Source organism: Caballeronia fortuita, from assembly GCF_001544835.2.
Classification (GTDB): Bacteria; Pseudomonadota; Gammaproteobacteria; order Burkholderiales; family Burkholderiaceae; genus Caballeronia; species Caballeronia fortuita.
Genome location: NZ_FCNX02000006.1, coordinates 108,507 through 134,321 on the forward strand (window position 1 = coordinate 108,507; position 25,815 = coordinate 134,321).

The following is a 25,815-nucleotide window of genomic DNA, read 5'->3' on the forward strand; positions in this document are numbered from 1 at the left end:
TCAAGACAAGGAGCGCGACATGCCCGCATTCGCAGAGCAACGGCTTTACATCGGCGGCGAATACGTCGATGCAACCAGCGGCGAAACCTTCGAGACGCTCGATCCCGCGACCGGCGAAACGCTCTCGCGCGTGCAGCAGGCGTCGCAGGCGGATATCGACCGCGCCGTGCGATCCGCGCGCGAAGGCCAGCGCGAGTGGGCCGCGATGACCGCGATGCAGCGCTCGCGCATCCTGCGCCGCGCAGTCGATCTGCTGCGCGCGCGCAACGACGAACTCGCCGCGATCGAAACGCGCGATACCGGCAAGCCGATCGCGGAGACGCGCGCCGTCGATATCGTCACGGGCGCGGATGTCATCGAGTATTACGCGGGGCTCGCGACGGCCATCGAAGGCGAGCAGATTCCGCTGCGCGAATCGTCGTTCGTTTATACGCGACGCGAACCGCTCGGCGTGTGCGCGGGCATCGGCGCGTGGAATTATCCGATTCAGATCGCGTGCTGGAAGTCGGCGCCCGCGCTTGCGGCGGGCAACGCGCTGATCTTCAAGCCGAGCGAGATCACGCCGCTGACGGCATCGAAGCTCGCGGAGATTTATACGGAAGCGGGCGTGCCGGCGGGCGTCTTCAACGTCGTGCAAGGCGACGGACGCGTCGGCGCGATGCTCGCGGAGCACGCGGACATCGACAAGATATCGTTCACGGGCGGCGTCGAAACCGGAAAGAAAGTGATGGCGCGCGCGGGCGGATCGACGCTCAAGGAAGTGACGATGGAACTCGGTGGCAAGTCGCCGCTCATCGTTTTCGACGATGCCAACCTCGAGCGCGCCGCCGATATCGCCATGAGCGCGAACTTCTTCAGCTCCGGCCAGGTGTGCACGAACGGCACGCGCGTGTTCGTGGAGCGCGGTGTCATCGGCGAGTTCGAGGCGCTCGTTCTGGAGCGTGTGAAGCGCATACGCATCGGCTCGCCCGACGATCCGCGCACGAACTTCGGGCCGCTCGCGAGCACGGCGCAACTGCACAAGGTGCTTGGCTTTATCGAGGACGGCAAGCGCGAAGGTGCGCGGCTCGTCGCGGGCGGCGCGCGCATGACCGAGGGCGCGTTCGCGCGCGGCCAGTATGTCGCGCCGACCGTGTTCGCCGATTGCCGCGACGACATGCGCATCGTGCGCGAAGAAATCTTCGGCCCGGTGATGAGCATTCTCGCGTTCGATGACGAAGACGAAGTCATCGCCCGAGCCAACGATACGGACTACGGCCTCGCGGCGGGCGTCGTAACCGAGAACCTGTCGCGCGCGCATCGCGTGATACATCGGCTCGAAGCGGGAATCTGCTGGATCAATACGTGGGGCGAGTCGCCGGCGGAAATGCCGGTCGGCGGATACAAGCAGTCGGGCGTCGGGCGCGAGAACGGCATCGTCACGCTGAACGCCTTTACGCGCATAAAGTCCGTGCAGGTCGAGCTCGGCCCCTATCAGCCCGTGTTTTGAGGAGCATTGCGATGAGCGCGAATGAATACGACTACATCATCGTCGGCGCGGGGTCGGCGGGCAACGTGCTCGCGTCGCGTCTCACGGAAGACGAGGACGTGACCGTGCTGCTGCTCGAAGCGGGCGGACCGGATTATCGCTTCGACTTTCGCACGCAGATGCCTGCGGCGCTGGCGTATCCGCTGCAAGGCCGTCGATACAACTGGGCGTATGAAACCGAGCCCGAGCCGCACATGAATAATCGGCGCATGGAGTGCGGGCGCGGCAAGGGGCTGGGGGGATCGTCGCTCATCAACGGCATGTGCTATATCCGCGGCAATGCGCTCGATTACGACAACTGGGCGTCGATGCCCGGTCTCGAGAACTGGAGTTATCTCGATTGCCTGCCGTATTTTCGTAAGGCGGAGACACGCGATATCGGACCTAACGCGTATCACGGCGGCGATGGTCCCGTGCACGTGACGACGAGCAAGCCCGGCAACAATCCGCTCTTCGCCGCTATGGTCGAGGCCGGCGTGCAGGCGGGTTATCCGCGCACCGAAGACCTCAACGGTTATCAGCAGGAAGGCTTCGGGCCGATGGATCGGACCGTGACCGCGAAGGGACGTCGTGCGAGCACGGCGCGCGGATATCTGGATCGCGCGAAGCACCGTGCGGGCTTGACCATCGTGACGCATGCGGTGACGGATCGCGTGCTGTTTTCCGGCAAGCGTGCGATCGGCGTTGCTTATCTGCATGGCGGACAGCGCGTGAGCGCGCATGTGCGGCGCGAGGTCATCGTGTGCAGCGGGGCGATTGCATCGCCGCAATTGTTGCAGCGTTCGGGCGTGGGGCGGTCGAGCTGGCTGAAGGAACTGGAGATTCCCGTCGTTCACGATCTGCCGGGCGTCGGCGAAAACTTGCAGGACCATCTCGAGATGTACATGCAGTACGAATGCAAGGAACCGGTGTCCTTGTATCCGGCGTTGCAGTGGTGGAATCAGCCTGCGATCGGGCTTGAATGGATGCTGAACGGTACGGGCATCGGCGCGAGCAATCAGTTCGAAGCGGGCGGTTTCATCCGCACGCGCGACGATGATTTGTGGCCGAACATCCAGTATCACTTTCTGCCGGTCGCGATCAACTACAACGGATCGAATCCGATCAAGATGCATGGCTTTCAGGCGCATGTCGGATCGATGCGTTCGCCGAGCCGCGGGCGCGTGAAGCTCAAGTCGCGCGATCCGAACGCGCATCCCGGCATTCTTTTCAACTACATGGCCGATCCGCTCGACTGGCGTGAGTTTCGCGATGCCATCCGGATTACGCGGGAGATCATGCGGCAGCCTGCGCTTGCGCGGTATCGCGGGCGCGAGCTGCATCCGTCGGATGATCTGCAAAGCGATGCCGAACTCGATGCGTTCGTGCGGGCGAAAGCGGAGACGGCTTATCACCCTTCGTGTTCGTGCAAGATGGGTTACGACGATATGGCTGTCGTCGATGCCGAAGGACGCGTGCATGGGATGGAGGGGCTGCGCGTCGTGGATGCGTCGATCATGCCGCAGATCACGACGGGTAATCTCAATGCGCCGACGATCATGTTGGCGGAGAAGATTGCGGATCGGATTCGGGGTAGGGATGCATTAAGGCGGGTGGAGACCGCTTATTTTGTGGCCGGAGGGAAAAGGGCGCGGGTGGTTGAGCGGGTGGCGAGTGTGTAGGGGCGAAGCTCCGCGTGGGCGGAGGAACTGGCTTGCTTGATGATGTGGATTCGTGGCCCGACGGTCTATCTCCGCGCACGCGGAGGAACCCGTGAGCGCCAGATCTTCGGCCGCCAGCAGCGGGGTCTATCTCTGCGCACGCCGAGGAACCTGATATCGAATCGCCGCTCCCTCTCGCGACGTGGGTCTATCTCCGCGCACGCGGAGGAACCGGCGCCCTCTACTCGTTCGCCGGCCCCGCACTGGGTCTATCTCCGCGCACGCGGAGGAACCGGTTGGCAGATTCGCCGCCCCCAACTTAATTGGGGTCTATCTCCGCGCACGCGGAGGAACCGAGCCGCCGGCGCTGATTACACTTGGTATTGCGGGTCTATCTCCGAGCACGCGGAGGAACCTGGATAAATGCCGCGGGCACGTTCGCGCCGCAGGGTCTATCTCCGCGCACGCGGAGGAACCCTTTCGTCGGTTCGATGTGTGCGACGCGGACTTGGTCTATCTCCGCGCACGCGGAGGAACCACGCCCGCATTGAGGATGTTCGGAATGAGCATGGGTCTATCTCCGCGCACGCGGAGGAACCCGCAGGTGGTCGACGGCGATGCGCTTTTCGTGCGGTCTATCTCCGCGCACGCGGAGGAACCTGGCCCGAGTCTTCCCGTTCCGGAAAAACAAAGGGTCTATCTCCGCGCACGCGGAGGAACCCCTAGTCATGGTGCAGGGAGAGGGTTGGTTAAGGGTCTATCTCCGCGCACGCGGAGGAACCTGGAATCAGCGCCGTCGCCCGCCACCCAGTGATGGTCTATCTCCGCGCACGCGGAGGAACCCGGCGCGAGCGTGAAAGCCGGGAGGATCGGCAGGGTCTATCTCCGCGCACGCGGAGGAACCGCCGCCGGTCGCAATCTGCGCAACACGATGCGGGGTCTATCTCCGCGCACGCGGAGGAACCGGAAAGCCGTTCCCGAGCTGCGATACGGAAAACGGTCTATCTCCGCGCACGCGGAGGAACCGGAGGTGGCGGCATGAAAGAGCGCCCAATCCTGGGTCTATCTCCGCGCACGCGGAGGAACCCGGCGCTGCAGCTTTCTGCGGCATGGGCATGCGGGTCTATCTCCGCGCACGTGGAGGAACCTTTGGAGGTGTGATGATGGAAAAGCTGTTGGTGTAAACCCGCAAAAGGTAGCCTAGAAGGTCTATCTCCGCGCACGCGGAGGAACCCGGGGATTTTAGGGCAGCGCGTGACGCTAATCGGGTCTATCTCCGCGCACGCGGAGGAACCGCCCGCATGGTTCTGCTCAAGGTCCGTCAGGCGGGTCTATCTCCGCGCACGCGGAGGAACCGTCATTTGCCGGACTCCTTTGCGATGGCGTCAAGGTCTATCTCCGCGCACGCGGAGGAACCCCGTAGGCAACGAGACAGATGGGCGCGCCGCAGGGTCTATCTCCGCGCACGCGGAGGAACCTTCTTGAACGCCATTTTTGACTCCGTGAAATAGGGTCTATCTCCGCGCACGCGGAGGAACCTGATCGAGGGCTTCGGCGGGGCCGATGTCACCGGGTCTATCTCCGCGCACGCGGAGGAACCCGATAACGCCCGGGCAAGCCTATCGGCAGAACGGGTCTATCTCCGCGCACGCGGAGGAACCTAGAGAGGATAAAACCGTAGGTACTGTCATCGCGGTCTATCTCCGCGCACGCGGAGGAACCGGCATACGCCGAAGAGCTGGAGCTTCTCTCAAGGGGGTCTATCTCCGCGCACGCGGAGGAACCCTGGTCCTCGGCGTAGATGCCCGCACTCACCACGGTCTATCTCCGCGCACGCGGAGGAACCTCGAGGCCTACTACAAAGGCATCAGCACTAAGGGGTCTATCTCCGCGCACGCGGAGGAACCCAGAACGTTGCGCTTGAGCTGCAAGGCAAACTGGGTCTATCTCCGCGCACGCGGAGGAACCTACCCCATAACCCATTGACCACAAAGACCAAAGCACTTCCCCGACCCAATCCCAAAAATCAAATTTTCAAAGAACAGAACACCTCCCTAACCCGCCAACATCCGCCGCGCCACATACATCCCATCGACATCGACAAGTTCGCGCGGCGGTGCACCGAGATGCGCGATGCCGATGCCGCCCACCGCATCCAGATCCCGCCACACCATCACGACGCTGCCCCGCGGCTCATGTCCATGCCAACGGCCAAGCACCGACCACGTCCTTTCACGCACGCCCTTGTTCATGCGCGGCGCGACATACACACCCGCCGACACTTCGAGCATCACCGACGCCAGGAATCCGCGAAACCGGTCCGCGACGTCAGACGTCACCACCACGACCAGCGCCATCGTTGTCCTCCAGCTTTTCATCGAGACGCAACACTTGCTTCACGCGATCGATCATCGCGGGAATGACGGCCTTCTTGCGAAACACGCGCGCCGCCTCACGTCGCATGAGCCGGTCAACGGTCTGATCGCTCCGCTCCGCCTCCTTCGCAGCGGCGAAAGCGATCGAAAGCGTGATGTCATCGCGAAAAAGATCGGCGATATCGAGCACGAACGCCTGCCCCGAATCTTCGTGGATAAAGCCGAGTTGCGGTATCGCGGCGAGGGCCTGCACGGCGATTGCAGCCGCCGCTTGCACGGCCGTCGCCGCGTGATTGATCGCCTGGTTGGGAAGATCGGCGGCCTCGGGATTCGCGCGGTCATATCGGCGTCCGTCCCAATCGATATCGAACTGCTGCGCGCGCAGCCGATAAATCGTCTTGACGCGCGCGCCCTCGATGCCACGCAGCGTATCGAGATCGCGATGCGGCAGCACTTCGCCCAGACGCAACGCATACATATGCCGCGCGACGGCCAGACGCCTTCGTGGATTGCCCCACAATTCCGCTTGCCGCCGCGCGACGCTCGAACGATCGGGCATCAGCGGCGGCGCGGTGTATGTGCGCACGCCATCGGCGCCCACCGCCGCGAGCAACGTTCCGTGACGCGCGAGCAGACGCAATGCGTCGTGTGTCACGCTGCTGCCCGGGCCAAGCAAGATCATTGATACCGACTGATGCGGAATCTGGTCGATGTGCCTCCCGCTCGCGAAGTGCAGGCATCCATCGATCACGTTCAGTTCTCCGCGCTCCAGCCACAAAAGGCCATGACGATCCGCATGCGGAACGCGCGCCGTATCGAGTCCGAGCCGGCCCTTCAGCACGACCTGCTCACCTCGATCACACCGTTACCGACGCCGGCCTGAGCAGCAACATCCCAAACCCGAACGCGCGATGCCGCCCGACGCCACGCATGAGCAAGCGCGCGAACGCCTCCGTGTCCTCGACGCACAAATGCCCGTTGAACGTCGCATCCGGTCCGATGATCGTGCGCGGCTGGCGGCGTGCGTCGTCCGCGCTTGCCGGCTGTGTCAACCGCATCACGGGCGTGAGCTGGAAGCGTGTCATGCGCGCCTCGACGAGTCTCGACGCGCCGTTAGCCTCGAACTGCTCCGCGAGCCATCGCGTATAGACCTCCTCGCGCGCGAGATCCTTTTCGTGTTCACGGCGCGCGTCGGCTTCACGATACGCATCCCGCTCGCTGCCGTGCTTGCGATCGTTCGCCTTGAAGCGACGCATAGGCCGCACGCGGACTTCGAAGCCGAGCACGCGGCCCGCGTCCCATCGCAGTGGAAACGCGCGCACGCCGAGACCGGGACTTCGCGGCCCGGCGTTTAGACCTAACGCATCGGCCAGATTGGGCGCCGCGCATAGCGAAGCCGCTTCGCGCAGCTCCTCGGCCGAACTCTGCGTGTAGGCTAAAAGACCGGCGCGTCCATCGCGGTAATAGAAAGGCTTCGGCACGCGCGCACCGAACACGCGATGAAGCGCCGCATGCAACGCGTAGCCGAGATCGCCGCCTGCCGGCAACCCGCCTTGACGCGATGCCCACAGCACGAACTTGCGCGGATCGGGCTGGCAGTGCATCAGGTTGAACGTGGTCATAGCGAGCGTCCCGGTGAGCGCGACCCGCCGCCTTCGAGCACGCGCCGCCATCCGCCGTGCACGCCCGACTTCCAGTTGCGCTCGTCGCATATGTCTTGCCATTGCGCGTGACGCAGCGCGCCTTCGCCTTCGGGCAACTGGAAGCGGAAATTGGCCGCGTCGGTCGCATCGCGTGCGGGTGCGCGTTGCAACGCGTCGAGCACGTCGTCGGCATCGATCATGTCGACGAACAGGCGCGTGGTTGGCAGACAAGGCTTGCGCCCGATGAAAAGCGGACGCTTCGGCCGATCGAGCGCGCTTGCGATATCTTCGAGCGTCGGCTTCTCATCGGCACCTTCGAGGCGAATGGCGACGAGCGCGTCCAGACCCGCGTGATATTCGCGATGCCGCAAGTGCGGGCTCTTGTACGAGTCCTCGCCGCCCCGACGCGTCTCGGGCGCGCCGCGCGTCGTCCATGCCTCGTCACGGTCTCCTAGTTGCGCCGTCTGAAAATCGACGAGCCGCGCGCCGCTGGCATCGAGCCGAGTGCCTAGTACGAGACGCGCCTGCAAACGGTCGTGCGATACGAAGTCCCCGCGATCGTAGCCGAGTGCATTAGCGATCAGACCCGTCACCATCGACAGCGCCGGAAAATCACGGATCACGCCATAGTTGTCGATCGTTTCGCCGCCGAATGCCACGAGTGGTGCGCGCAAGCGCATCAGCAAATGTCGCGGCATCTCACGCTCCTTCGACGATGCGATTCTGGACCCACTTGCCAAGTTGATCGAGCGAAAGGCGTTGTGCCTTCGGCATCGGCGTTTCGTCGTCGAGCGCGAGGTAGCGCCGGTCGAGCGGCGCGCCATACGCGGCGTCGTGCTTTTCGATTTCCCGCGCGAGTTGCCCGATGGCTTGCGCGCGCATATTCACGCCCTTCAATTTCAGCGCCGTTTCGAACGCACCCGCGAGACTGCGCGGCTGCCAGTCGCCCGTTTCGACGAGCATCAGGCTCGCGTGCCCGAACGGCGCCGTCGAACCGCGTTTGGCGCCGGGACTGACGGTCGCGATCAGATGCAGCAGGCTGTTCACGACCTGTCCCGCCAGTTCGCGCCGCTCGGGATGCGCGTCGAAACACTCCGCCATGCCGATGCCTTCGAGATTCGCCACCAGTTGCGGCACGTCCACGACGACGTAACCATAGTAGAGACCCGACGCGAGTTCCGTGTCGAAGATGCCCGCGGAGCCGCGCTCGCCGGTTTCGCGCAAAAGATCGTCGACGACGGTGAAGTAATCGTTCTCGACCTGCGCCTCATGGACAGTGAATGCATGCGCGACGTACACGGCGGCATCGCGCGAGGCGAGTACGTCCGAGGTGACCATGCGGCCGAAAAGCGCCGCTTCGAGGCCGCTGCCGTGCCTGAGCGCTTCGATGTTCGACTTCTCGTCCTTGAGAAGGCGGGTGATAGCGGCGGTCAGCGCCTTCTCGTCCTGCTCTTCACGCGCCAGCGTCTCGCAACGTTGCACGAGATAGTCGATTTCCGCCTTGCCGAGCAAAACGGCCTGACCAGTCTCCAGCGCTTCCTTGCCTTTGAGTTTCTTTCCACCCTTGTCGAGCAGCCCCCCATCGCGCAGAGCTTCGGCTGCGGCCTGCGCGAGATTGTCGGGGATCTTCCGTTTGATCAATTCGTCGCGAATCAGCGTGAGCGTGTGGCGTGAGCGAACGGCCATCGGCACGCCGAGTTTCGCCAGCGAATGATGATCGTCCGCCGTGCGCCAATGTCTCTTGAGACACTGCGATGAGATCCGCGTACGAATGGCGTCGCCCATCGGCAGACGTTTGGCGAGGCCCGCATCGTCGCGGTTGAGGAGCGCGGCGGAATAGCTTTGCAGCGTGTGAATCTGGATGAAGCGCGGTTGCGTCATGTTCGGTCCTTCTGTTGCTGATTGAGTGGGCGCGATCTGCGTTGGCCGTCACGGCTTTTTCGAGCCCTCGGGTGCGGCGCTCGCATGGTCCTGAACGAACCGGATACGCAGCCGTTCTGCCCGCCGCTTGCCCATCGGATGTTCCGCGCCCTCGTTGAGGACGAACGTGCCTAGCTCCGCCCAGTTCGGCGCGACCTTTCTACTTTCCATAAGGCGCAGAACGCGCTGCAGGAGCGGGAAGAACGCGTCGCCGCGCGCGTTGAAGAGCCGCGTCACGCGCGCATCGGACACGTCCGCGCGCCGTAGCTGGTGCCCGAATCGCGCTTGCTCCTTCGGCGCGTTCTCCTTCTCCGCGTTCTTCTTCGGCGCGGAATGCCCCGTCAGCGCGATGCCGTTCACGATCACGGCCCATCGTTTCCAGCGCTCGACGCTCAATTGCTCGCAATCCACCTTCGCGCGATGCAACGCCCGCGTGAGGGCCGCGATCTGTTGCACGGTCAGCGCCTCGGCGTCGGGATCGAGGCGTTTGAGCGCCACATAATCGGCCTTCAGCGCGCCCTCGCCTAGCTTTGCGGCATCGATGAAACGCGCGAGCGTTTGTGCCTGGAAATCGGAGACGCGCGATGTGTCACGCGCGATGCTTTCAACTTGAGCCATCCACAGCCTCTTCGAACGATTCGTGTCTCGCGGCCTTGCGCGCTTCATCGCGCTCTTTCAGCACGCGTGCAATCCGGTGATGCGCCTTCTCGGCGCGCACGCCGCCGTGGAAACGCGAAAGCGCCGCACCGCGCGCGCGATACACACGCTCGGCACTGCGCGGTCCCATGACGAACGCTTGCTCCAGTACCGCCGCCGCCCGGTCGACAAGCGCACGCAGCCATTGGTCGTGCTCGGCGTCGCCGTCGTCGGCTTCGATCTCGTCGGCGAGGTCGTCGAAGAAGCGCCGGTCTTCGCCCTGCTCGAAAACCCGCGCGAATCCGCTGGCCTTGCTCTTGGTGTCGTCGCTTACGTTCTGATCGCCGTTGCCCAGGAGCGCGCATACCGCGCTCCAAAGCGTCTTGCGCACATAGCCGATTGCCTCGATGCGTCTGTCCGCTGCTTCCGCGATCTTGTCGGTCTGTTGCCGCAGCATCAAACCGCGCATCGTCTTCCGAATGGGAATGCGCCTTTCGTGATACCCCTCGGTCTTTCCTTTCCCGCGCGCGATGCCTTGAGCGAGAATGAACAGGCCTTCTTTTCCGTCTTCCTCCAATATCTCGCGCGCGATCGACGCCTCATACGCGCCCGATCGAAACGCGAGTTCATTGGTGAGCTTGTAATCGAAGCCTCGCGACGTGATGGATAGCGCCTTGCCCTCCGCAAGGTTGATCGGGGTCCACGCGTCACCCGTCATGCCGCAACGTTCCTTCGCGGCGATACGTACGACCTTGCTTCCGGTAGCGATTGCGCTGAGCGTCTCTCCCCTAACTTGCAATCGCACGCGCCGGCATACTTCGATATAGAAAGGATCGAGTTCATTGAACGAGAGGCTGCTGTTGCCATCCCACGGCTGAAGCCAAACGAGTGCAACGCCGCCCGTTTCCTTCAGTCCGTTTCTTTTGGATATCCCCTTTCGGTCTCGGAGCAGAAGCTGCACGTCGCGCGCCCAGCGCTTGCCCCAGCGGCCGGCCGGCACGACACCAAATCCCGGACGGCTGGCGAAACCGCCGTTCATGCGCGAAATGCCATAGTTGCCCGCGCCAAGAAAACCTTCTTGCGTCTGCAAGCTGACGAGTGCGTAAATCCAGTCCTCAGCCTGCGCATGGACCATGCGCTCAGCCTTGAGATCGTGATTGCGCGACGTCACCAGCATGTCGAGCGCATCGGGCGTCGCGATGATCTTCTTCCAGGCACGCGACGCCTCACGTTCGCACGGTGCTTGCAAGAACGCGGGCCGATCGTCCGGTGCGACGAGCGAGAACGCGGCGCCTTCGCGATCATCGGGCGATAACGCCAGAAGTGCCGCGCGCCAATCATCGGCAGTCTCGAACGGCGACTTGCGCCCGGCGGCATGAAGCGCGATGGCAGCGAGCTGCACGAGAAACGCGTGCCATGGATGCCGCTGATGCGGACGAAGCGCCGGGAAATCGCAAACCCCGTCATGATTAAACGCGACGAGCAGTTCCGGCAGCGTCACGCGCCGCTCTTGTCGCTGGCTGTTCCGGAAGCGGATCAGCGCATCTTCAAGCAAGCTGAATTGAACGTTCATGAAAGCGCCCTAGCTCGCGCGTGTGCCGATTCTTTCGATCCCGAATCGGCTATATGAATACCTCGCCGCGCCCAACGCGAATTCGAACCCGCCATCACAACGCACGATGGAAGACGGCTTCGCGTCCGCGTCGAGCCCGCCCGGCAGCATGTGGAATCGGATCGCGATCTGATGCACATCGCTGCCGAAAGGCCCGGGTTCGGGCGGGTCGAATTCGACGAGACGATCCGCCGCGCCGAGTCGCGTGGCAATGCGCTCTTCGTTGTCAGGGAAATCGAGCTCGCTGAATTGCGTGTCATACGGGAGCGATTGCATCCGCGCGATGGTCCGCTCTGCGCTGTTGCCGCCCTCGAGTTGTTGCGCCAGCTTTTCCCACCGTGCGCCGAGTTCACGTTGTATTGCGCGCAGGCAATCGGGATGTGTCGCGCGTTCAACCAGCCTTCGATTTTCGAGCGGAATCTCGCGGCTCGGCTGTTCACCGATCAGACGTCGCGTCGCTTCGATCATGCGCAAGTCGGGATAGACACCACCGCCCTTGCTGAATCGCCCAAGACCGTTGCGCGGCGCGTCGAGACAGCGTTCGAAGGAACCGTCCGCGGGTATCAGCACCCATGCGCGTGCCTCCTCGAAACCGTCCGGCCTGCGATCTTGCCCTTCGCGCTTGTGCCGATGCAGACGCCCGATGCGCTGCAGCAGCACATCCATCGGACAGATATCCGTGATGAGCAAGTCCGCGTCGATGTCGAGACTTTGCTCGAGCGTCAGTGTGCCGACGACGATGCAAGCGTGCGTACCTTTGCGATTCTTGCCGATCCGCGTCTCGACGCGCGCATCAAGACGCGGGCGGTCCTGACGGCTGAAGCGGCTGTGATGCAACGTTGGGACGCCGTCGAGATCGAATAGCCATGCGCGATCGCCGGAACCGTTCACCAATGCTTCGACCTCCTTCTGGGTGGCGATCGCAGCCGGGACGGTATTGCGGACAATCAGCACGCGCGCGCCCTGTTTCGCCGCGTCGAAAGCGAGGCGGGCGATGGCTACGGGATCATCGATGGCGTTGAGGGTTTGCCAGTGAACCGTCTTGGATCGGCCCGAGTCGGGCAATTTTCGAACGCTTGCGCCCGTGAGCGCAGGGTAAGGCGATTGCACTGCCGCTTCGATGCCTGGAGCCGCGATGACTTCGCCGCCGCTTGCAATGTTCTGAAACCGCGCGCGCTGGCTCGACCCAAGCGTCGCCGAAAGGAGCAGTGCATGGCCGCCCGTAGCGAGATGCGCCGTCAAGAGCTGCTCAAGCACTTGCGACATATAGGTGTCGGACGCGTGGACCTCGTCGACGATCAGCAGCGACCGGCAAAGCGCTGCATGACGCAAATGTGCATGTCGCACTTTCAAGGCGGCGAGCAAGGCCTGATCGATGGTGCCGACGGCGATCGTTGCCGCGAGGAACCGCTTCGACGACTCGGCGGCCCATCTCTGGTGGGCTTTCGCATCATCAGGGTGATCGGACCACAGGACCCGAAAGTTGGGCAATGCGGTTTTCTCGTTACCGTCCGCGCTTTCATAGCCGGGCAAGGCGCGCACGACGACCGGCGCTTTCGTTGGCCAGAGACGCGCGACGAACTCGCGGACACGCTCATAAACCTGCGTCGCCGCCACGCGCGTAGGCAGCGCGAAGTACAGCGAATCCACCTTGCCCGCCTCGAAGAGTTTTGCGAAGCGCCACAACGCCGCTTCCGTCTTGCCGCTGCCCGTTTCCGATTCGAGGATGAGAAGCGGGCCGAGTCCGTCCTCGCCAAGTGCGCTTTGAGCCGGATGCGGCATGTCTATTCCAAATGCCGACTTGAAAGAGAATCCATCGCGAATCAATTGCGTGCGCAGTCCCGACGTATCCAGTCCGATGGCACTCACAGCTTTCGACGCCCGGACGAGCGCGTCTTCCAGCGTTCGCGCGGAACCCGGCTTGCTGTACTCGAAGAAGCACACGTCCGAGCCGAGCCAGTCGGCAAGTTGCACGAGGCCTGCAAACAGGTGAACGAACGCCGGCGCGGACGGCAGTGGTTCCCCGCCCGAAACGAACGCGAGTGGGAAATGCTGGCGCAAGGCATCGCCGATTTGCTTCAGCGTGACTGCAGGGTTATAGACTTCGCGATTCGCGGCGTCACGGACGGGACGCCAGATTATCGGGTCGACGCTTCTTGGCTCCGGCACCGGTCGGCCGTGGTGGCCCAAGCTCGCAAGCAGCAATTCGTTGACGCCACCACCCCAGTTCGACATCGCCCCGACGGGCAGTCCCGAAAGCAGCGATTCTCCGCAGCTAAATGCGTAAAGCGCTTCGGCACCGTGTCCAGCTTTTTGCGGCCATCCGGGCGGCGCGGAGACTTTCCAGCGCTTCGCCTGAAACCCGCTGTTGGCTTTGCCGAAGTCATGCAGAAAGGCAAGCGCGGCAAGCCGCTCGACATCCTGCTTGCTCAATGCGCGGCCAGCAGTGGAAGCCAGGGCGTCGCCGATGCGTCCGCACTGCGCGATCGCCATGAAACAGGCGGCTACGTCCAGCATGTGGTCACACAGCGGGTGGAAGGGCGAGTGCTCGTCGCCATCACGCAGCCGCTTGCCCCATGCGATGAATGTATCGGTTCTGTTTGCTTCGTTGCTCATACGGCGATGAGTCGCGGGTGATTGACTTCAAGCAGGGGTTTTGCACGCCTGACACTTTATTTGGATTCCTACTTTTTACGCTATGAGATGACGCTGCTCTATACGATTTTGCTGAGTTCTTGCGTGCGGGGACGGCATGGATCGCTTGTCGAATGACGGTCAACAGAGTGCCATGTTTGACAGCCAGCGAGCCGCTAGGGATACTCTCCGCGAAGCGGCTTATTCTGGATATCTAATCGGTCGTTTGTTCTTTAAAATCATTGGTATAACGGGTAGAGGTTCCTCCGCGTGCGCGGAGATAGGCCCTGCACGGCGGCCATGACCTTCATGACCTTTCCGGTTCCTCCGCGTGCGCGGAGATAGGCCCGACCGCGCGGACTTCGAGCGCCTGCTCGCGATGGTTCCTCCGCGTGCGCGGAGATAGGCCCGCAGGCGACGGTCATCACCAACCGCGGCTTGAGGTTCCTCCGCGTGCGCGGAGATAGGCCCTGTTCCTTAAACCGATTGACGACGCCCCGTTAGGTTCCTCCGCGTGCGCGGAGATAGGCCTCGTGTCTTCGTCGAAGTGCGGCAGACCGATGCGGTTCCTCCGCTTGCGCGGAGATAGGCCCCTTTCCGTTCGCAGCAACGTGTGATTTACGCGGGTTCCTCCGCGTGCGCGGAGATAGGCCCGCGGCACTCCTTCTGGTCAAGCGTCTGATATAGGTTCCTCCGCGTGCGCGGAGATAGGCCCGCCCGGCCGAGTCTCGGGCTTGGAGCTTTTCAGGTTCCTCCGCGTGCGCGGAGATAGGCCTTGCTTCAGCAGCGCCGAAGCCTGTTCTACGGCGGTTCCTCCGCGTGCGCGGAGATAGGCCCCGACGATGATGGCGGCGATCGCGGAGACAAACGGTTCCTCCGCGTGCGCGGAGATAGGCCCAAGTCGTCAAGGCCTCCACCGTCGATGCCGACGGTTCCTCCGCGTGCGCGGAGATAGGCCCCCGCGCGATCCGGGCGGACCGATCACGCCCGCGGTTCCTCCGCGTGCGCGGAGATAGGCCCCCCATCGGCGATTGGGAACTCGACGTGTTGGTTCCTCCGCGTGCGCGGAGATAGGCCCCGCGTTCTCGCGCACATGATCCTCGCGCCAGCGGTTCCTCCGCGTGCGCGGAGATAGGCCGTGGTTCAATGAATCAAAGTCAATCCTCACACGGGTTCCTCCGCGTGCGCGGAGATAGGCCCCAGTCACCCTCGAACGACCTGAGTCGTGTCTGGGATCCTCCGCGTGCGCGGAGATAGGCCGTACAGGTACTTCTTCCATCGATGACTCTCGGTGGTTCCTCCGCGTGCGCGGAGATAGGCCCGCTTCGGATAAATCAGCCGCTCGAGCCGCTCGGGTTCCTCCGCGTGCGCGGAGATAGGCCCTATGGCGCACAGCCTGACAATACTTGGTATCAGGTTCCTCCGCGTGCGCGGAGATAGGCCTTGCGTGAAGGGTTCGAAGTCGACGAAGCGCATGGTTCCTCCGCGTGCGCGGAGATAGGCCCGCGACTCGGATCGTCGCTTATCTGTCGAATCAGGTTCCCCCGCGTACGCGGAGATAGGCCTGGACTGCCGTAGAACGGCCGGTGCTGGCGCGTGATTCCTCCGCGTGCGCGGAGATAAACACGCCGAAGCCCCGCGCGAGTGTTGCGGCGTGGTGGTTCCTCCGCCTGCGCGGAGTCAGCCGAGGACCGCTCGACGCATCGGGTACTAGGTACCAAAGCCTCCACCATCGCGGCGATACGGCCCCAGCGCAACTCTCACCCCCCAAACCTCTCCCTCGCCGCCTCCACCACCCGCGTCACCGCCTCCACACTCAACCGCGCCGCCACCGCCTTCACATACTCATGATGCCGCGCCTCCAGCGGCGCATCCAGATGCTGCGCATGCAGATACCGAATCAGCGCAATACGCCGGTGCTTCAACGCGATACTCCGATCCAGCAACTTAAGCGCCGCGTCGGCATCGTGCTTCTTGCATGCACGCTCGGAAAGCTGCGCTGCCGCATCGCGCGATGCGTTCATCTCGCGACCACAACCGCGTCTCGCGCATCGACCCGCAAACGCCATGCATCGAAATCCGCGCGACGCCAGTCGAGTTCAAGCCCGAGCCGCTTCGTACCTTCACGAATTTTGGGCTTGTGCAATGTCAACGTAAGCGCGTCCAACGCCGGCCATTCATCGAACGATAACGCCGCGATCTCCACCGCCAGCGTCTCCAGCAAACGCGTATGTCCCTTCGTTTCGAGAAACACGCTCACGCGATTGCACCACGCCTCGTAATCGATCAAGCCATCGAGCGATTCATGCGGCGTGCTGCGATAACGCAGGCTCGCGTCGATGCACACCGGCTGCGGCGCCTCGTGCTCATGCTCATACAGGCCGACACGCGTCTTCACGATCAACTCGTCGACGATCACGCGCCAGCCCTCGCCACTCGCCGCGAGCGGTTCGAACGGCTTCATGAGAGAAGCGGCGCGGCGGCGTCGAGCATGATCTTCACGAAGTAGTCCGCGAAGCTGCGGCGCACGATGATCTCGAAACGATCGCCGCCCAGCGGCACGAGCGTAATCGTTGCCTTGAAATAGTGGCTCTGCGCGCACTGGCCGACGCCGAAGACCTTCGGATGCAGATCGAGCGGACAGCCGCGCGAAAGCACCTCGCGCGTCTTCGGGCCATCGATTTCGAGCACCGTATAACCGCTGCCAATATCCACCGCCGCCGAGAACTGGCCGACGAACGCATCGCGCAGTTTCGCTTCGAGCGGCGCGGGACGCGATGCATCGTGTGCCGTATCCGAATGCACGAGCCATTCGTCAGGGCCGAGCCACAGCATCGTGTATCCGTTGCCGCGCGCGATGGTGTTCGCCTTCTCCGGCGGCGCGCAGCCGATCACGCTCTGCACCGCGCGCGCAAAGGCCGGATCGCGTGTATCGCCGCGCACGTTCACGAGTTCGAGGAACGGCCGCTCGCTCAGACGAAACGCCTTGGGCGAACCACTTTGATGCGCCTTCATCAACGCATCGGCGCCGACGAGCGGAGACTCCTGCCACACACCCTGTCCGCTGATTGCGCGATCGACGACCGTCGAGGAACCTTTGATCTCATTCAACATGCTGACGTGCTCCTTCGCTGTCGTAGAACACCGAACTGGTGATTTTCGCGTTGACGCGCTTGCCATTGGCGAGCGGAATCATGACCGATTCGCCGATCTTCTCGAGACCGCCCTTCACGACGGCCAGCGCAATCGAGCGCTTCAGAATAGGGCTGTAATAGCTTGATGTGACGTGTCCGAGCATCGGCGCCGTATCGCCCTGAAACGGACCGGCAACGATCTGCGCGCCTTCGGGCAGCACGAACGAAGGATCGTCGGTAAGAAGGCCGACGAACTGCTTTCGCCCTTGTTTTGCAGTATCCGAACGCGTAAGCGAGCGTTTGCCGATGAAGTCCTTCGACTTCGCGACGAGCCCGCCCATGCCGAGGTCGTACGGCGTCATCGAACCGTCCGTATCCTGGCCGACGATGATGTAGCCCTTCTCCGCGCGCAGCACGTGCATCGTTTCCGTGCCGTACGGTGTGATGTCGAACTCCGCGCCCGCCACCATCAACGCTTCCCACACCGCGCGTCCGACATTCGCCGGCACGTTCACTTCATACGCGAGCTCGCCCGAAAAGCTGATGCGCATCACGCGCGCCGATGCGCCCGCCACCGTGCCGTCGCGATAGCTCATGAACGGAAACGCCGCGTTCGCGAAGTCGATGTCCTGACACACCTTCTGCAGCACCTTGCGGCTGTTCGGGCCGACGACCGCGAACGTCGCCCAGTGATCCGTGACGGACGCGAGACGCACGCGCATGTCGGGCCATTCTGTTTGCAGCCAGCGTTCGAGCCACGTGAGTACGCGCGCCGCGCCGCCGGTCGTCGTCGTCATCATGTAGTGCTGTTCGCCGAGGCGCACGGTCACGCCGTCGTCGAAGATCATGCCGTTCTCGTCGAGCATCAGGCCATACCGGCACTTGCCGACTTCGAGCTTGCTCCACGGATTCGTGTACATCCAGTTCAGGAGCTTCGCGGAATCCGGGCCTTGAATGTCGATCTTGCCGAGCGTCGATGCATCGAGAATGCCGACGCTCTGACGCACCGCGAGCGACTCGCGCGCGACCGCCGCGTGCATGTCCTCGCCCGCCTTCGGGTAGTACCACGGACGCTTCCAGTTGCCGACGTCCTCGAACATCGCGCCGTTTTCGACGTGCCATTCGTGGATCGCGGTCTTGCGCACCGGATCGAGAAACTCGCCTAGCTCACGGCCCGCGAAGGTGCCGAACGTGACCGGCGTGTAGTTCGGGCGGAACGTCGTCGTGCCGGTCTCGGGAATCGTCTTGCCGAGCGCCTGCGCGAGAATCGCCATGCCGTTGATATTGCCGAGCTTGCCCTGATCGGTGCCGAAGCCCATCGCCGTATAACGCTTCACATGCTCGACGGATTCGAAACCTTCGCGCGCCGCGAGATAGATGTCCGCCGCCGATACATCGTTCTGGAAGTCGACGAACTGCTTGGGACCGCGCGTCGACATCTCCTTGTCGCCGACGATCCACAGCGGCAGCATCGGCGCTTCGACGATCTCGGCGATCTTCACCGCCTGCGGCTTCGCGACGATATGACCCGCCGCACGCGCCGCGTCCGCGCCCGCTTCGACGCCGGAACGAATCCCGCGCGCCAGCGTGAACTCGCCCGCGCATGCGCCGACGCTGCTCTCCGCCTGCATCGCCTTGCCCGGCACGAAGCACGCTTTCTCTTCGTGCCAGTGCGCCTTGCCGCCCGATTGCGCGAAGAGGTGCAGCACCGGGCTCCAGCCGCCCGACATCGCGACGAGATCGCACGGCAGGTCCGCCTGCTTCTGCCCGACCTTGCCCTGCGCGTACGAAGCGACTTCCACCGATGCGACCCGCAGCTTGCCGCGCGCAGCCGTGATGACCGCGTTGTTGATGACGCGCACGCCGTAGCGTCGCGCGGCCGCGGGCAACGTGCCCTTCGATTCGGCCGGACGCGGATCGACGACCGTCACGTCGGCGCCGGCCGCCTTCAGATCGAGCGCGCATTGATACGCGTCGTCGTTGTTCGTGAAGACGACCGCGTTGCGGCCCGGCAGCACCGCATAGCGATGCATGTATGTCGACACCGCCGACGCCAGCATGATGCCCGGCAGATCGTTGTTGCCGAAGACGATCGGACGTTCGTGCGCGCCGGTCGCGAGCACGACGCGTTTCGCGCGCACTTTCCACATGAGTTCGCGCGTGCCGCTGCGGCGCGACACCGGCAGATGTTCGGTCAGCCGCTGCGTGATCGTGACGAGGTTGTGATCCTGATAACCGAACGCCGTGCTGCGCGAAAGGATCTTCACGTCGGGCATCTTGCGCAGTTCGCCTTCGATCTTCTGCACCCATTGCAGCGCGGGCTTGCCGTCGATTTCCGCGCGGCACGACAGCAGCGATCCGCCGAGTTCGCGCTGATCGTCGACGAGAATCACGCGCGCGCCCGACAAAGCCGCCGCATGCGCCGCCGCGAGACCCGACGGTCCGCCGCCGACCACGAGCACGTCGCAATGCGCGAAGCACTTGTCATAGCGATCGGCATCGAGTTGCTTCGGTGCTTCGCCGAGACCCGCTGCATCGCGAATCACTTCTTCGTACTTCGGCCAGAACTTGCGCGGCCACATGAATGTCTTGTAGTAGAAGCCCGCGGGAATGAAGCGCGCGATCTTCTGATTGACCGCCATGCGATCGTTCTCGATGTTCGGCTTCGCGTTCACGCTCTGCGCGACGAGTCCCTGATACAGCTCCACTTCCGTCGCGCGCGCATTCGGCACGGTGTACGCGCCGGTTTCGAGCTGCACGACTGCATTCGGCTCTTCGACGCCCGCCGTGATGATGCCGCGCGGACGGTGATACTTCCAGCTACGCGCGACGAAGCGTTCGCCGTTCGCGAGCAGCGCGGACGCGAGCGTATCGCCTTCGAAGCCCTGATACGTCTTGCCGTTGAACGTGAAGGTCACGGGGATTGCGCGGTTGATGCGTCCGCCCGCGTTCATGCGGTCTTTCTGGCTCATTTCGACGTGCCTCCGTTGTTTGCAGCATCCGCGTTCATCACAGCCAGCGGACGGTCGAACGTCTCGTAGCCTTGAATTTCATAAGAGACCGTGTCGCGCTGCACCTTGAACCAGCGGCGGCAGCCTTGCGCATGAATCCATTGCTCGCGATGCACGCCGCGCGGATTTCTGCGCATGAAAAGGTAGTCGCCCCATTCGCGGTCGGTGAGCTTGTCGGTGTCGAGCGGACGTGCGATATCCGCTTCGCCGCCGCAGGAGAATTCGGTTTCGGCGCGCGGCCCGCACCAGGGGCATTCGATCAGCAACATGTTTCTTTTTCCTCGATGCGGTTAGTGGGCCACGGCGGCAGCGCCGTGTTCGTCGATCAGATGACCGGTATAGAAACGATCCAGCGAGAAAGGCGCATTCAGCGGATGCGGCTCGTCCTTCGCGATGGTATGCGCGTATGCCCAGCCCGAACCCGGCGTGGCCTTGAAGCCGCCCGTGCCCCAGCCGCAGTTGAAGTAGAGGCCCTTCACGTCGGTCTTGGAGATGATCGGGCACGCATCCGGCGAGACATCGACGATGCCGCCCCACTGGCGATTCATCCGCACGCGCGAGAACACCGGGAACATCTCGACGATCGCCTCCAGCGTGCCTTCGATGATGTGGAAGCTGCCGCGCTGGCCGAAGCCCGTGTATTGATCGACGCCCGCGCCGATCACGAGATCGCCCTTGTCGGACTGGCTGATGTACGCGTGCACCGCGTTCGACATCACGACCGTGTTCACGACCGGCTTGATCGGCTCCGATACGAGCGCCTGCAACGGATGGCTTTCGAGCGGCAGGCGCACGCCGGCCATATCGGCGAGCGTCGTCGTGTTGCCTGCCGCCACGACCGCGACCTTCTTCGCCTTGATGAAACCCTTCGTCGTATCGACGCCCGTCACCTGGCTGCCCTCGCGGCGAATGCCCACGACCTGGCAGTTCTGGATGATGTCGACGCCCGCGCGATCCGCGCCGCGCGCGAAGCCCCACGCCACTGCATCGTGGCGCGCGACGCCCCCGCGACGCTGAATCGACGCGCCCAGCACCGGATAGCGGCTATTGAGGTTGATCGTCGGCTCGATCTCCTTGATCTGCTGCGGCGTGAGGAACTCGGCGTCGACGCCATTGAGACGGTTCGCATTCACGCGACGCTCGGTGTCGCGTACGTCCTGCAGCGTATGCGCGAGGTTCATCACGCCACGCTGCGAGAACATCACGTTGTAGTTGAGGTCTTGCGAAAGCCCTTCCCACAGCTTCATCGCTTTCTCGTAGAGCGCGGCCGATTCATCCCATAGATAGTTCGAACGCACGATGGTCGTGTTGCGCGCGGTATTGCCGCCGCCGATCCATCCTTTCTCCAGAATCGCGACGTTCGTGATGCCGTGCTCCTTCGCAAGGTAATACGCGGTCGCGAGACCATGTCCGCCGCCGCCGACGATCACCACGTCGTACTCGCGCTTCGGCTCGGGACTTCGCCACTGGCGCTCCCAGTTCTCGTGATAAGACATGCCGTTGCGCAGCAGGCTGAAGATGGAATAGCGGCTCATGGAGTTTCCCTTCTGACGTAGCAGTGATTCAGCATTCGATGACGTTCACGGCGAGGCCACCGCGCGACGTCTCCTTGTATTTCGTCTTCATGTCGGCGCCGGTTTCGCGCATCGTCTTGATGACCGAATCGAGCGACACGTAATGCTTGCCGTCGCCCTTCATCGCCATGCGCGCGGCGTTGATGGCCTTGATCGCGCCCATCGCGTTGCGCTCGATGCACGGAATCTGCACGAGGCCGCCGACGGGGTCGCACGTCATGCCGAGGTTGTGTTCCATGCCGATTTCCGCCGCGTTCTCGACTTGCGCCGGCGTGCCGCCCATCACCGCTGCAAGCGCGGCGGCGGCCATCGAACATGCAACGCCCACCTCGCCCTGGCAGCCCACTTCCGCGCCCGAGATCGACGCCGTTTCCTTGTAGATGATGCCGATGGCCGCGGCCGTCAGAAGAAAGCGGACGATGCCGTCGTCGTTCGAGCCGTGCATGAACTTCACGTAGTAGTGCAGCACGGCGGGAATCACGCCGGCCGCGCCGTTGGTCGGCGCGGTGACGACGCGGCCGCCCGCCGCGTTTTCCTCGTTGACGGCCATCGCGTAGAGATTGACCCAGTCGAGCATCGACAAGGGATCGCGCAACGACTCTTCGGAACGCGAACGCAGCGATGTCGACAGATCGGCGGCGCGCCGCTTCACATGCATCGGGCCGGGCAATTCGCCGCGCTCCTTGCAGCCGCGCTCGACGCACGCGGCCATCACGCGCCACACCGCGAGCAGGCCTTCGCGCACTTCCGCCTCGCTGCGATTCGCGCATTCGTTCCGCATCGTCACGTCGGCGATAGACAGACCTGTCTCCTGACAGATGCGCATGAGATCGTCGCCGGTGCGAAACGGATGCGGCACCGTGTTGCCCGCGCGCAGTCCGTTGACGCGATCGCCTTCGCGATTCACGACGAAGCCGCCGCCAACCGAGTAATACTCCTTCTCGACGAGCAACTGGCCGTTCTCGTCGAACGCCTGAAAGCGCATGCCGTTCGGATGCACGATGCTCGATCCCGGCGCGCCCGGCATCAGCTTGCGGTAGAAGCCGATATGCTCGCGCTCCTCGAACACGACATCGTGCTTGCCGAGCAGCTTCAGGCGCTTCGTCGCGCGAATCTCCGCGAGGCGCGGCGCGATGACGTCCGGATCGATCAGATCGGGCAGTTTGCCTTCGAGACCGAGCAGCACGGCCTTGTCGGTGCCGTGGCCCTTGCCGGTCGCACCGAGCGAGCCGAACAGCTCCGCGCGCACGCGGGTGACGAAGGCGAGCAGATTGGCATCCTCGATGTGCGACGCGAACCGGCATGCGGCGATCATCGGCCCCACGGTATGCGAGCTCGACGGTCCTATGCCGATCTTGAACAGATCGAAGACGCTGACGTTCATTGGCGTGTCCCTTGGGTTGGCGAGGTATCTCGGTATGGCGTTCATTGCACCAAAGCCTGAAAAGTCGCGATAGAACAAAAACGCCATCGAAATGGGACCGCGGCGTCAGCGCCGTTCTGAGCCAGCCGACGACACGCGAAACGCGCGCATTTCCGACGCGGCGACGCGCGTAACAGAGCATTTCGCCGCCGGCGCGTTTTTGCGCATCTTCGTTGCACATTCACGGATTTTTGAGACTGGTCCGAGGCGTCGGACGGACGGGCATCGGTATATTCCCTAGGCTCTCGGGTGGTCCATGCCGCACGTTCGGAACACCGATTTTTATCCCGCTACTTTCGGTCTGCATCGATGGAAACTCACGCTCTCCCCGACCAGTTCTTCAAATCCTGGATTCTCGCTTTCCTCATCGGCGTGGCCGTCGTCGGCACGCTTCAGGCAGTGGATCTTCTCGCCATCGATCGCGTGCTCACGCGCCAGGCGCCCGTCTGGGGCGCGCTCATGCTGCTCTGTTCGATCGATCCCGTGCTGCGCTACCTCGGGGTGTTGAAGGCCGAAATCGAGCAGCGCTGGGGCGACTACACAATTGCAAGCGTGCTCGGCCGCGCGACCGGCGCGCTCATCGGCGGCGCCTTCGCCTGGGGTTTCGCGGTGCTCGGCGGCTGACGCGCGCAGTCTTGCTCAATCGCCATTCGAGCGGCCGGTGTCTCACGACGCCGGCCGCTTTCCATTTCTGACGCACGCCCGATGCGCGCGGCCGAGTGATATGCTCGCTGGATAACGTCCAGCCGCATGTTTCCCGCATGAATGCCGCAGAGCCTCTTCCGCCGTCGTCCGTCGACGGTCAATCGAAATCGCGCATCCGCTTCGGCATCATCCTGCTGCCGAATTTCACGCTGACCGCGTTCTCCGGTTTCGTCGATTTATTGCGCCTTTCCGCCGACGAAGGCGATTTCAGCCGCCCGGTGCGCTGCTCGTGGAGCGTGATCGGCGAGACGCTCGCGCCGGTGCGCGCGAGTTGCGGCATCCAGATCACGCCGTGGGAAACCTACGATCAGGCCGAGCCGTTCGATTACGTCGTCGTGGTCGGCGGCCTGCTGCATTCCGGTCCCGCCACGAGCGATGCGACGCTGCAGTTCATCCGCCGCGCGGCCGCATCGAACGCGACGCTCGTCGGCATGTGCACCGGCGTGTTCTCGCTGATGCGCGCGGGCGTGCTCGAAGGGCATCGCGTCTGCGTGAGCTGGTTCCACTACTGGGATTTCGTCGAGCGATTTCCGCACGCCGACGAACAATCGCTCGTCGCGGACCGGCTGTTTGTCATCGACAGAAGACGCATCACGTGCTCGGGCGGGCGCGCATCGATCGATGTCGCCGCCGCCATTCTTTTGCGTCACTTCGAAACGGCGACGGTGCAGAAGGCGCTACGCATCCTGCTCGTCGACGACATGCAAAAGGGCAACGCGCCGCAGCCGCATCCGCCGGGACTCGCGCCCGCGACGCATCCGAAGGTCAAACGTGCGATCCTGTTGATGGAGCAGCACGTCGGCCGTTCGCTCACGCTCGATGAACTCGCGCACAAGCTCGATCTGTCGACGCGGCAACTGGAGCGCCTCTTCAAGGCGGAAACCGGCAAGGCGCCGCAGGCGTACGCGAAGCAAGTGCGGCTGCGCACGGCCGCGTGGCTGCTGACGAGTTCGGACAAGACCGTCGCGGATATCGCATCGAGTTGCGGCTTCTCGGACGCATCGCATCTGGGCCGCGAATTCCGCAAGCAGTTCGGCCTGCCGCCGATGATGTATCGCGAGCAGGGCGGCGCACCGGACGCGCAGGACGCGCATCAGGCAATGGACTACGACGAGACTTTCCCGGGCCGCGCGCAGGCAATCTAGCAGCATCTGTACTCGTTTTCCGCGGCTCATCAAACCAAGGAGGAACGGCATGGAGACTCACGGATACTCGCAGGAAGAATGGAAAGTGCGCTGCGATCTGGCGGCGCTTTATCGCGTGATCGGGCACTTCCGCTGGACCGACATGATCTTCACGCACATCAGCGCGCGCGTGCCGGGACCGGAGCATCACTTTCTCATCAATCGGTACGGCGTGCTCTTCGACGAAATGCGTGCGTCCGATCTCGTGAAGATCGATCACGAAGGACGGCCGGTCGATTCGAACGCGCGCGACAACCCCGAGCGGTATCGCGTGAATCCGGCGGGCTTCACGATTCATTCCGCGGTTCATATGGCGCGGCCCGATGTGTTCTGCGTCGTGCATACGCATACGGCGGCGGGCGCGGCGGTATCGGCGCAAAAGCAGGGCTTGTTGCCGATCAGCCAGCACGCGCTGAAGTATTACGGGCATCTCGCGTATCACGATTACGAAGGCATCGCACTCGACCTCGCCGAACGCGATCGGCTCGTCAACGATCTCGGGTCGCATAACGCGCTGATCCTGAAGAATCACGGCTTGCTGACGTGCGGAAAGTCGATTCCCGAGGCGTTTCAGGAGATGTATTTTCTGGAGCGCGCGTGCGAGATCCAGATTCGCGCGCTCGCGGGAAATGCGGAGCTGAATCTGCCGTCGCAGAAGGTGTGCGAGTTGACGGCGGAACAGTATCGGCGCGACGAGGCCGATGGAATCATGGCGCTGCAATGGCAAGCGGCGCTGCGGATGATCGAAGGCGCGAAGATCGATTATCGGACCTGACGCGCCTTATTCACGCTTCGT

20 protein-coding genes, 1 pseudogene and 2 CRISPR repeat arrays are annotated in these 25,815 nt (G+C 63.4%); of the genes and pseudogenes, 5 read left to right on the plus strand and 16 right to left on the minus strand.

Annotation, left to right across the window (positions count from 1 at the left end; all coding sequences use genetic code 11):
* Positions 1–19 precede the first annotated feature (19 nt).
* Both betB and betA read left to right on the plus strand, forming a co-directional pair.
* Entirely contained in the window at positions 20–1,489 is a 1,470-nt protein-coding gene (gene betB / locus AWB77_RS13250; RefSeq protein WP_061134903.1) for a betaine-aldehyde dehydrogenase, read from the plus strand.
* An 11-nt stretch (positions 1,490–1,500) separates the two neighbouring features.
* On the plus strand, positions 1,501–3,189 hold the full coding sequence (gene betA, locus AWB77_RS13255; protein WP_061134904.1) for a choline dehydrogenase: 1,689 nt from the start codon (positions 1,501–1,503) through the stop codon (positions 3,187–3,189).
* Positions 3,190–3,251: 62 nt separating this feature from the next.
* Positions 3,252–5,136: direct repeats of the CRISPR family, unit length 28 nt; unit sequence GGTCTATCTCCGCGCACGCGGAGGAACC.
* A gap of 86 nt (positions 5,137–5,222) precedes the next feature.
* Here the strand turns inward: betA and cas2e are convergent.
* The 16 genes and pseudogenes from cas2e to AWB77_RS13330 all read right to left on the minus strand — a co-directional run bounded on the left by cas2e (position 5,223) and on the right by AWB77_RS13330 (position 23,091).
* Positions 5,223–5,525: a type I-E CRISPR-associated endoribonuclease Cas2e gene (gene cas2e / locus AWB77_RS13260; protein ID WP_061134905.1), complete on the minus strand. Its 303-nt coding sequence runs from the start codon at positions 5,523–5,525 to the stop codon at positions 5,223–5,225.
* Complete coding sequence (gene cas1e / locus AWB77_RS13265; RefSeq protein WP_061134906.1) at positions 5,497–6,384, minus strand: type I-E CRISPR-associated endonuclease Cas1e; 888 nt, start codon at positions 6,382–6,384, stop codon at positions 5,497–5,499. Before cas1e ends, cas2e begins: the two co-directional genes overlap by 29 nt.
* Before the next feature lie 16 nt (positions 6,385–6,400).
* On the minus strand, positions 6,401–7,165 hold the full coding sequence (gene cas6e / locus AWB77_RS13270; RefSeq protein ID WP_061134907.1) for a type I-E CRISPR-associated protein Cas6/Cse3/CasE: 765 nt from the start codon (positions 7,163–7,165) through the stop codon (positions 6,401–6,403).
* Positions 7,162–7,884, minus strand: coding sequence for a type I-E CRISPR-associated protein Cas5/CasD (gene cas5e / locus AWB77_RS13275; protein WP_061134908.1), 723 nt, complete (start codon positions 7,882–7,884; stop codon positions 7,162–7,164). Before cas5e ends, cas6e begins: the two co-directional genes overlap by 4 nt.
* Position 7,885: 1 nt before the next feature.
* Entirely contained in the window at positions 7,886–9,067 is a 1,182-nt protein-coding gene (gene cas7e / locus AWB77_RS13280; protein WP_061134909.1) for a type I-E CRISPR-associated protein Cas7/Cse4/CasC, read from the minus strand.
* A 48-nt stretch (positions 9,068–9,115) separates the two neighbouring features.
* Positions 9,116–9,724, minus strand: a complete 609-nt coding sequence (gene casB, locus AWB77_RS13285; protein ID WP_061134910.1) for a type I-E CRISPR-associated protein Cse2/CasB — start codon at positions 9,722–9,724, stop codon at positions 9,116–9,118.
* A complete protein-coding gene (gene casA / locus AWB77_RS13290; protein WP_061134911.1) occupies positions 9,711–11,315 on the minus strand; it encodes a type I-E CRISPR-associated protein Cse1/CasA in 1,605 nt (534 codons plus the stop codon). Before casA ends, casB begins: the two co-directional genes overlap by 14 nt.
* Positions 11,316–11,324: 9 nt before the next feature.
* Positions 11,325–13,328, minus strand: coding sequence for a CRISPR-associated helicase Cas3' (gene cas3, locus AWB77_RS13295; protein ID WP_244158547.1), 2,004 nt, complete (start codon positions 13,326–13,328; stop codon positions 11,325–11,327).
* Between the two features lie 18 nt (positions 13,329–13,346).
* A pseudogene (locus tag AWB77_RS36835) lies at positions 13,347–13,970 on the minus strand (CRISPR-associated endonuclease Cas3''); the annotation flags it as partial.
* Between the two features lie 277 nt (positions 13,971–14,247).
* Positions 14,248–15,675: a CRISPR direct-repeat array (repeat unit 28 nt; unit sequence GGTTCCTCCGCGTGCGCGGAGATAGGCC).
* A gap of 73 nt (positions 15,676–15,748) precedes the next feature.
* Positions 15,749–16,012: a hypothetical protein gene (locus tag AWB77_RS13300; RefSeq protein ID WP_061134913.1), complete on the minus strand. Its 264-nt coding sequence runs from the start codon at positions 16,010–16,012 to the stop codon at positions 15,749–15,751.
* Positions 16,009–16,452, minus strand: a complete 444-nt coding sequence (locus AWB77_RS13305; protein WP_061134914.1) for a dihydroneopterin aldolase — start codon at positions 16,450–16,452, stop codon at positions 16,009–16,011. The genes AWB77_RS13300 and AWB77_RS13305 overlap by 4 nt, the downstream gene beginning before the upstream one ends.
* Positions 16,449–17,102, minus strand: coding sequence for a sarcosine oxidase subunit gamma (locus tag AWB77_RS13310; protein WP_061134915.1), 654 nt, complete (start codon positions 17,100–17,102; stop codon positions 16,449–16,451). Before AWB77_RS13310 ends, AWB77_RS13305 begins: the two co-directional genes overlap by 4 nt.
* Positions 17,092–20,094 carry a sarcosine oxidase subunit alpha family protein gene (locus tag AWB77_RS13315; protein WP_061134916.1) on the minus strand — a complete coding sequence of 1,001 codons (3,003 nt, stop codon included), beginning with the start codon at positions 20,092–20,094 and terminating at the stop codon, positions 17,092–17,094. Before AWB77_RS13315 ends, AWB77_RS13310 begins: the two co-directional genes overlap by 11 nt.
* Positions 20,091–20,402: a sarcosine oxidase subunit delta gene (locus tag AWB77_RS13320; protein ID WP_061134917.1), complete on the minus strand. Its 312-nt coding sequence runs from the start codon at positions 20,400–20,402 to the stop codon at positions 20,091–20,093. The genes AWB77_RS13315 and AWB77_RS13320 overlap by 4 nt, the downstream gene beginning before the upstream one ends.
* A 21-nt stretch (positions 20,403–20,423) precedes the next feature.
* Positions 20,424–21,668, minus strand: coding sequence for a sarcosine oxidase subunit beta family protein (locus tag AWB77_RS13325; protein ID WP_061134918.1), 1,245 nt, complete (start codon positions 21,666–21,668; stop codon positions 20,424–20,426).
* A 28-nt stretch (positions 21,669–21,696) separates the two neighbouring features.
* Complete coding sequence (locus tag AWB77_RS13330; protein ID WP_061134919.1) at positions 21,697–23,091, minus strand: L-serine ammonia-lyase; 1,395 nt, start codon at positions 23,089–23,091, stop codon at positions 21,697–21,699.
* A gap of 348 nt (positions 23,092–23,439) precedes the next feature.
* Between AWB77_RS13330 and AWB77_RS13335 the strand changes: the two genes are divergently transcribed.
* The 3 genes from AWB77_RS13335 to AWB77_RS13345 all read left to right on the plus strand — a co-directional run bounded on the left by AWB77_RS13335 (position 23,440) and on the right by AWB77_RS13345 (position 25,794).
* Entirely contained in the window at positions 23,440–23,754 is a 315-nt protein-coding gene (locus AWB77_RS13335) for a hypothetical protein (protein WP_061134920.1), read from the plus strand.
* 137 nt (positions 23,755–23,891) lie between these two features.
* The gene (locus tag AWB77_RS13340; protein WP_061134921.1) at positions 23,892–24,980 is read left to right on the plus strand and encodes a GlxA family transcriptional regulator; all 1,089 of its coding nucleotides are present in this window, start codon (positions 23,892–23,894) and stop codon (positions 24,978–24,980) included.
* Between the two features lie 49 nt (positions 24,981–25,029).
* Positions 25,030–25,794: a class II aldolase/adducin family protein gene (locus AWB77_RS13345; RefSeq protein WP_061134922.1), complete on the plus strand. Its 765-nt coding sequence runs from the start codon at positions 25,030–25,032 to the stop codon at positions 25,792–25,794.
* Positions 25,795–25,815 lie beyond the last annotated feature (21 nt).

Bases quoted from the DNA above. Each gene is read 5' to 3' on its own strand.
- AWB77_RS13305 (WP_061134914.1), bottom strand. From the start codon at position 16,452: ATGAAGCCGTTCGAACCGCTCGCGGCGAGTGGCGAGGGCTGGCGCGTG.
- cas6e (WP_061134907.1), bottom strand. From the start codon at position 7,165: ATGACCACGTTCAACCTGATGCACTGCCAGCCCGATCCGCGCAAGTTC.
- casB (WP_061134910.1), bottom strand. From the start codon at position 9,724: ATGGCTCAAGTTGAAAGCATCGCGCGTGACACATCGCGCGTCTCCGAT.
- AWB77_RS13315 (WP_061134916.1), bottom strand. From the start codon at position 20,094: ATGAGCCAGAAAGACCGCATGAACGCGGGCGGACGCATCAACCGCGCA.
- cas7e (WP_061134909.1), bottom strand. From the start codon at position 9,067: ATGACGCAACCGCGCTTCATCCAGATTCACACGCTGCAAAGCTATTCC.
- cas2e (WP_061134905.1), bottom strand. From the start codon at position 5,525: ATGGCGCTGGTCGTGGTGGTGACGTCTGACGTCGCGGACCGGTTTCGC.
- cas5e (WP_061134908.1), bottom strand. From the start codon at position 7,884: ATGCCGCGACATTTGCTGATGCGCTTGCGCGCACCACTCGTGGCATTC.
- AWB77_RS13310 (WP_061134915.1), bottom strand. From the start codon at position 17,102: ATGTTGAATGAGATCAAAGGTTCCTCGACGGTCGTCGATCGCGCAATC.
- AWB77_RS13340 (WP_061134921.1), top strand. From the start codon at position 23,892: ATGAATGCCGCAGAGCCTCTTCCGCCGTCGTCCGTCGACGGTCAATCG.
- betB (WP_061134903.1), top strand. From the start codon at position 20: ATGCCCGCATTCGCAGAGCAACGGCTTTACATCGGCGGCGAATACGTC.
- casA (WP_061134911.1), bottom strand. From the start codon at position 11,315: ATGAACGTTCAATTCAGCTTGCTTGAAGATGCGCTGATCCGCTTCCGG.
- AWB77_RS13320 (WP_061134917.1), bottom strand. From the start codon at position 20,402: ATGTTGCTGATCGAATGCCCCTGGTGCGGGCCGCGCGCCGAAACCGAA.
- AWB77_RS13335 (WP_061134920.1), top strand. From the start codon at position 23,440: ATGGAAACTCACGCTCTCCCCGACCAGTTCTTCAAATCCTGGATTCTC.
- AWB77_RS13300 (WP_061134913.1), bottom strand. From the start codon at position 16,012: ATGAACGCATCGCGCGATGCGGCAGCGCAGCTTTCCGAGCGTGCATGC.
- AWB77_RS13345 (WP_061134922.1), top strand. From the start codon at position 25,030: ATGGAGACTCACGGATACTCGCAGGAAGAATGGAAAGTGCGCTGCGAT.
- AWB77_RS13325 (WP_061134918.1), bottom strand. From the start codon at position 21,668: ATGAGCCGCTATTCCATCTTCAGCCTGCTGCGCAACGGCATGTCTTAT.
- AWB77_RS13330 (WP_061134919.1), bottom strand. From the start codon at position 23,091: ATGAACGTCAGCGTCTTCGATCTGTTCAAGATCGGCATAGGACCGTCG.
- betA (WP_061134904.1), top strand. From the start codon at position 1,501: ATGAGCGCGAATGAATACGACTACATCATCGTCGGCGCGGGGTCGGCG.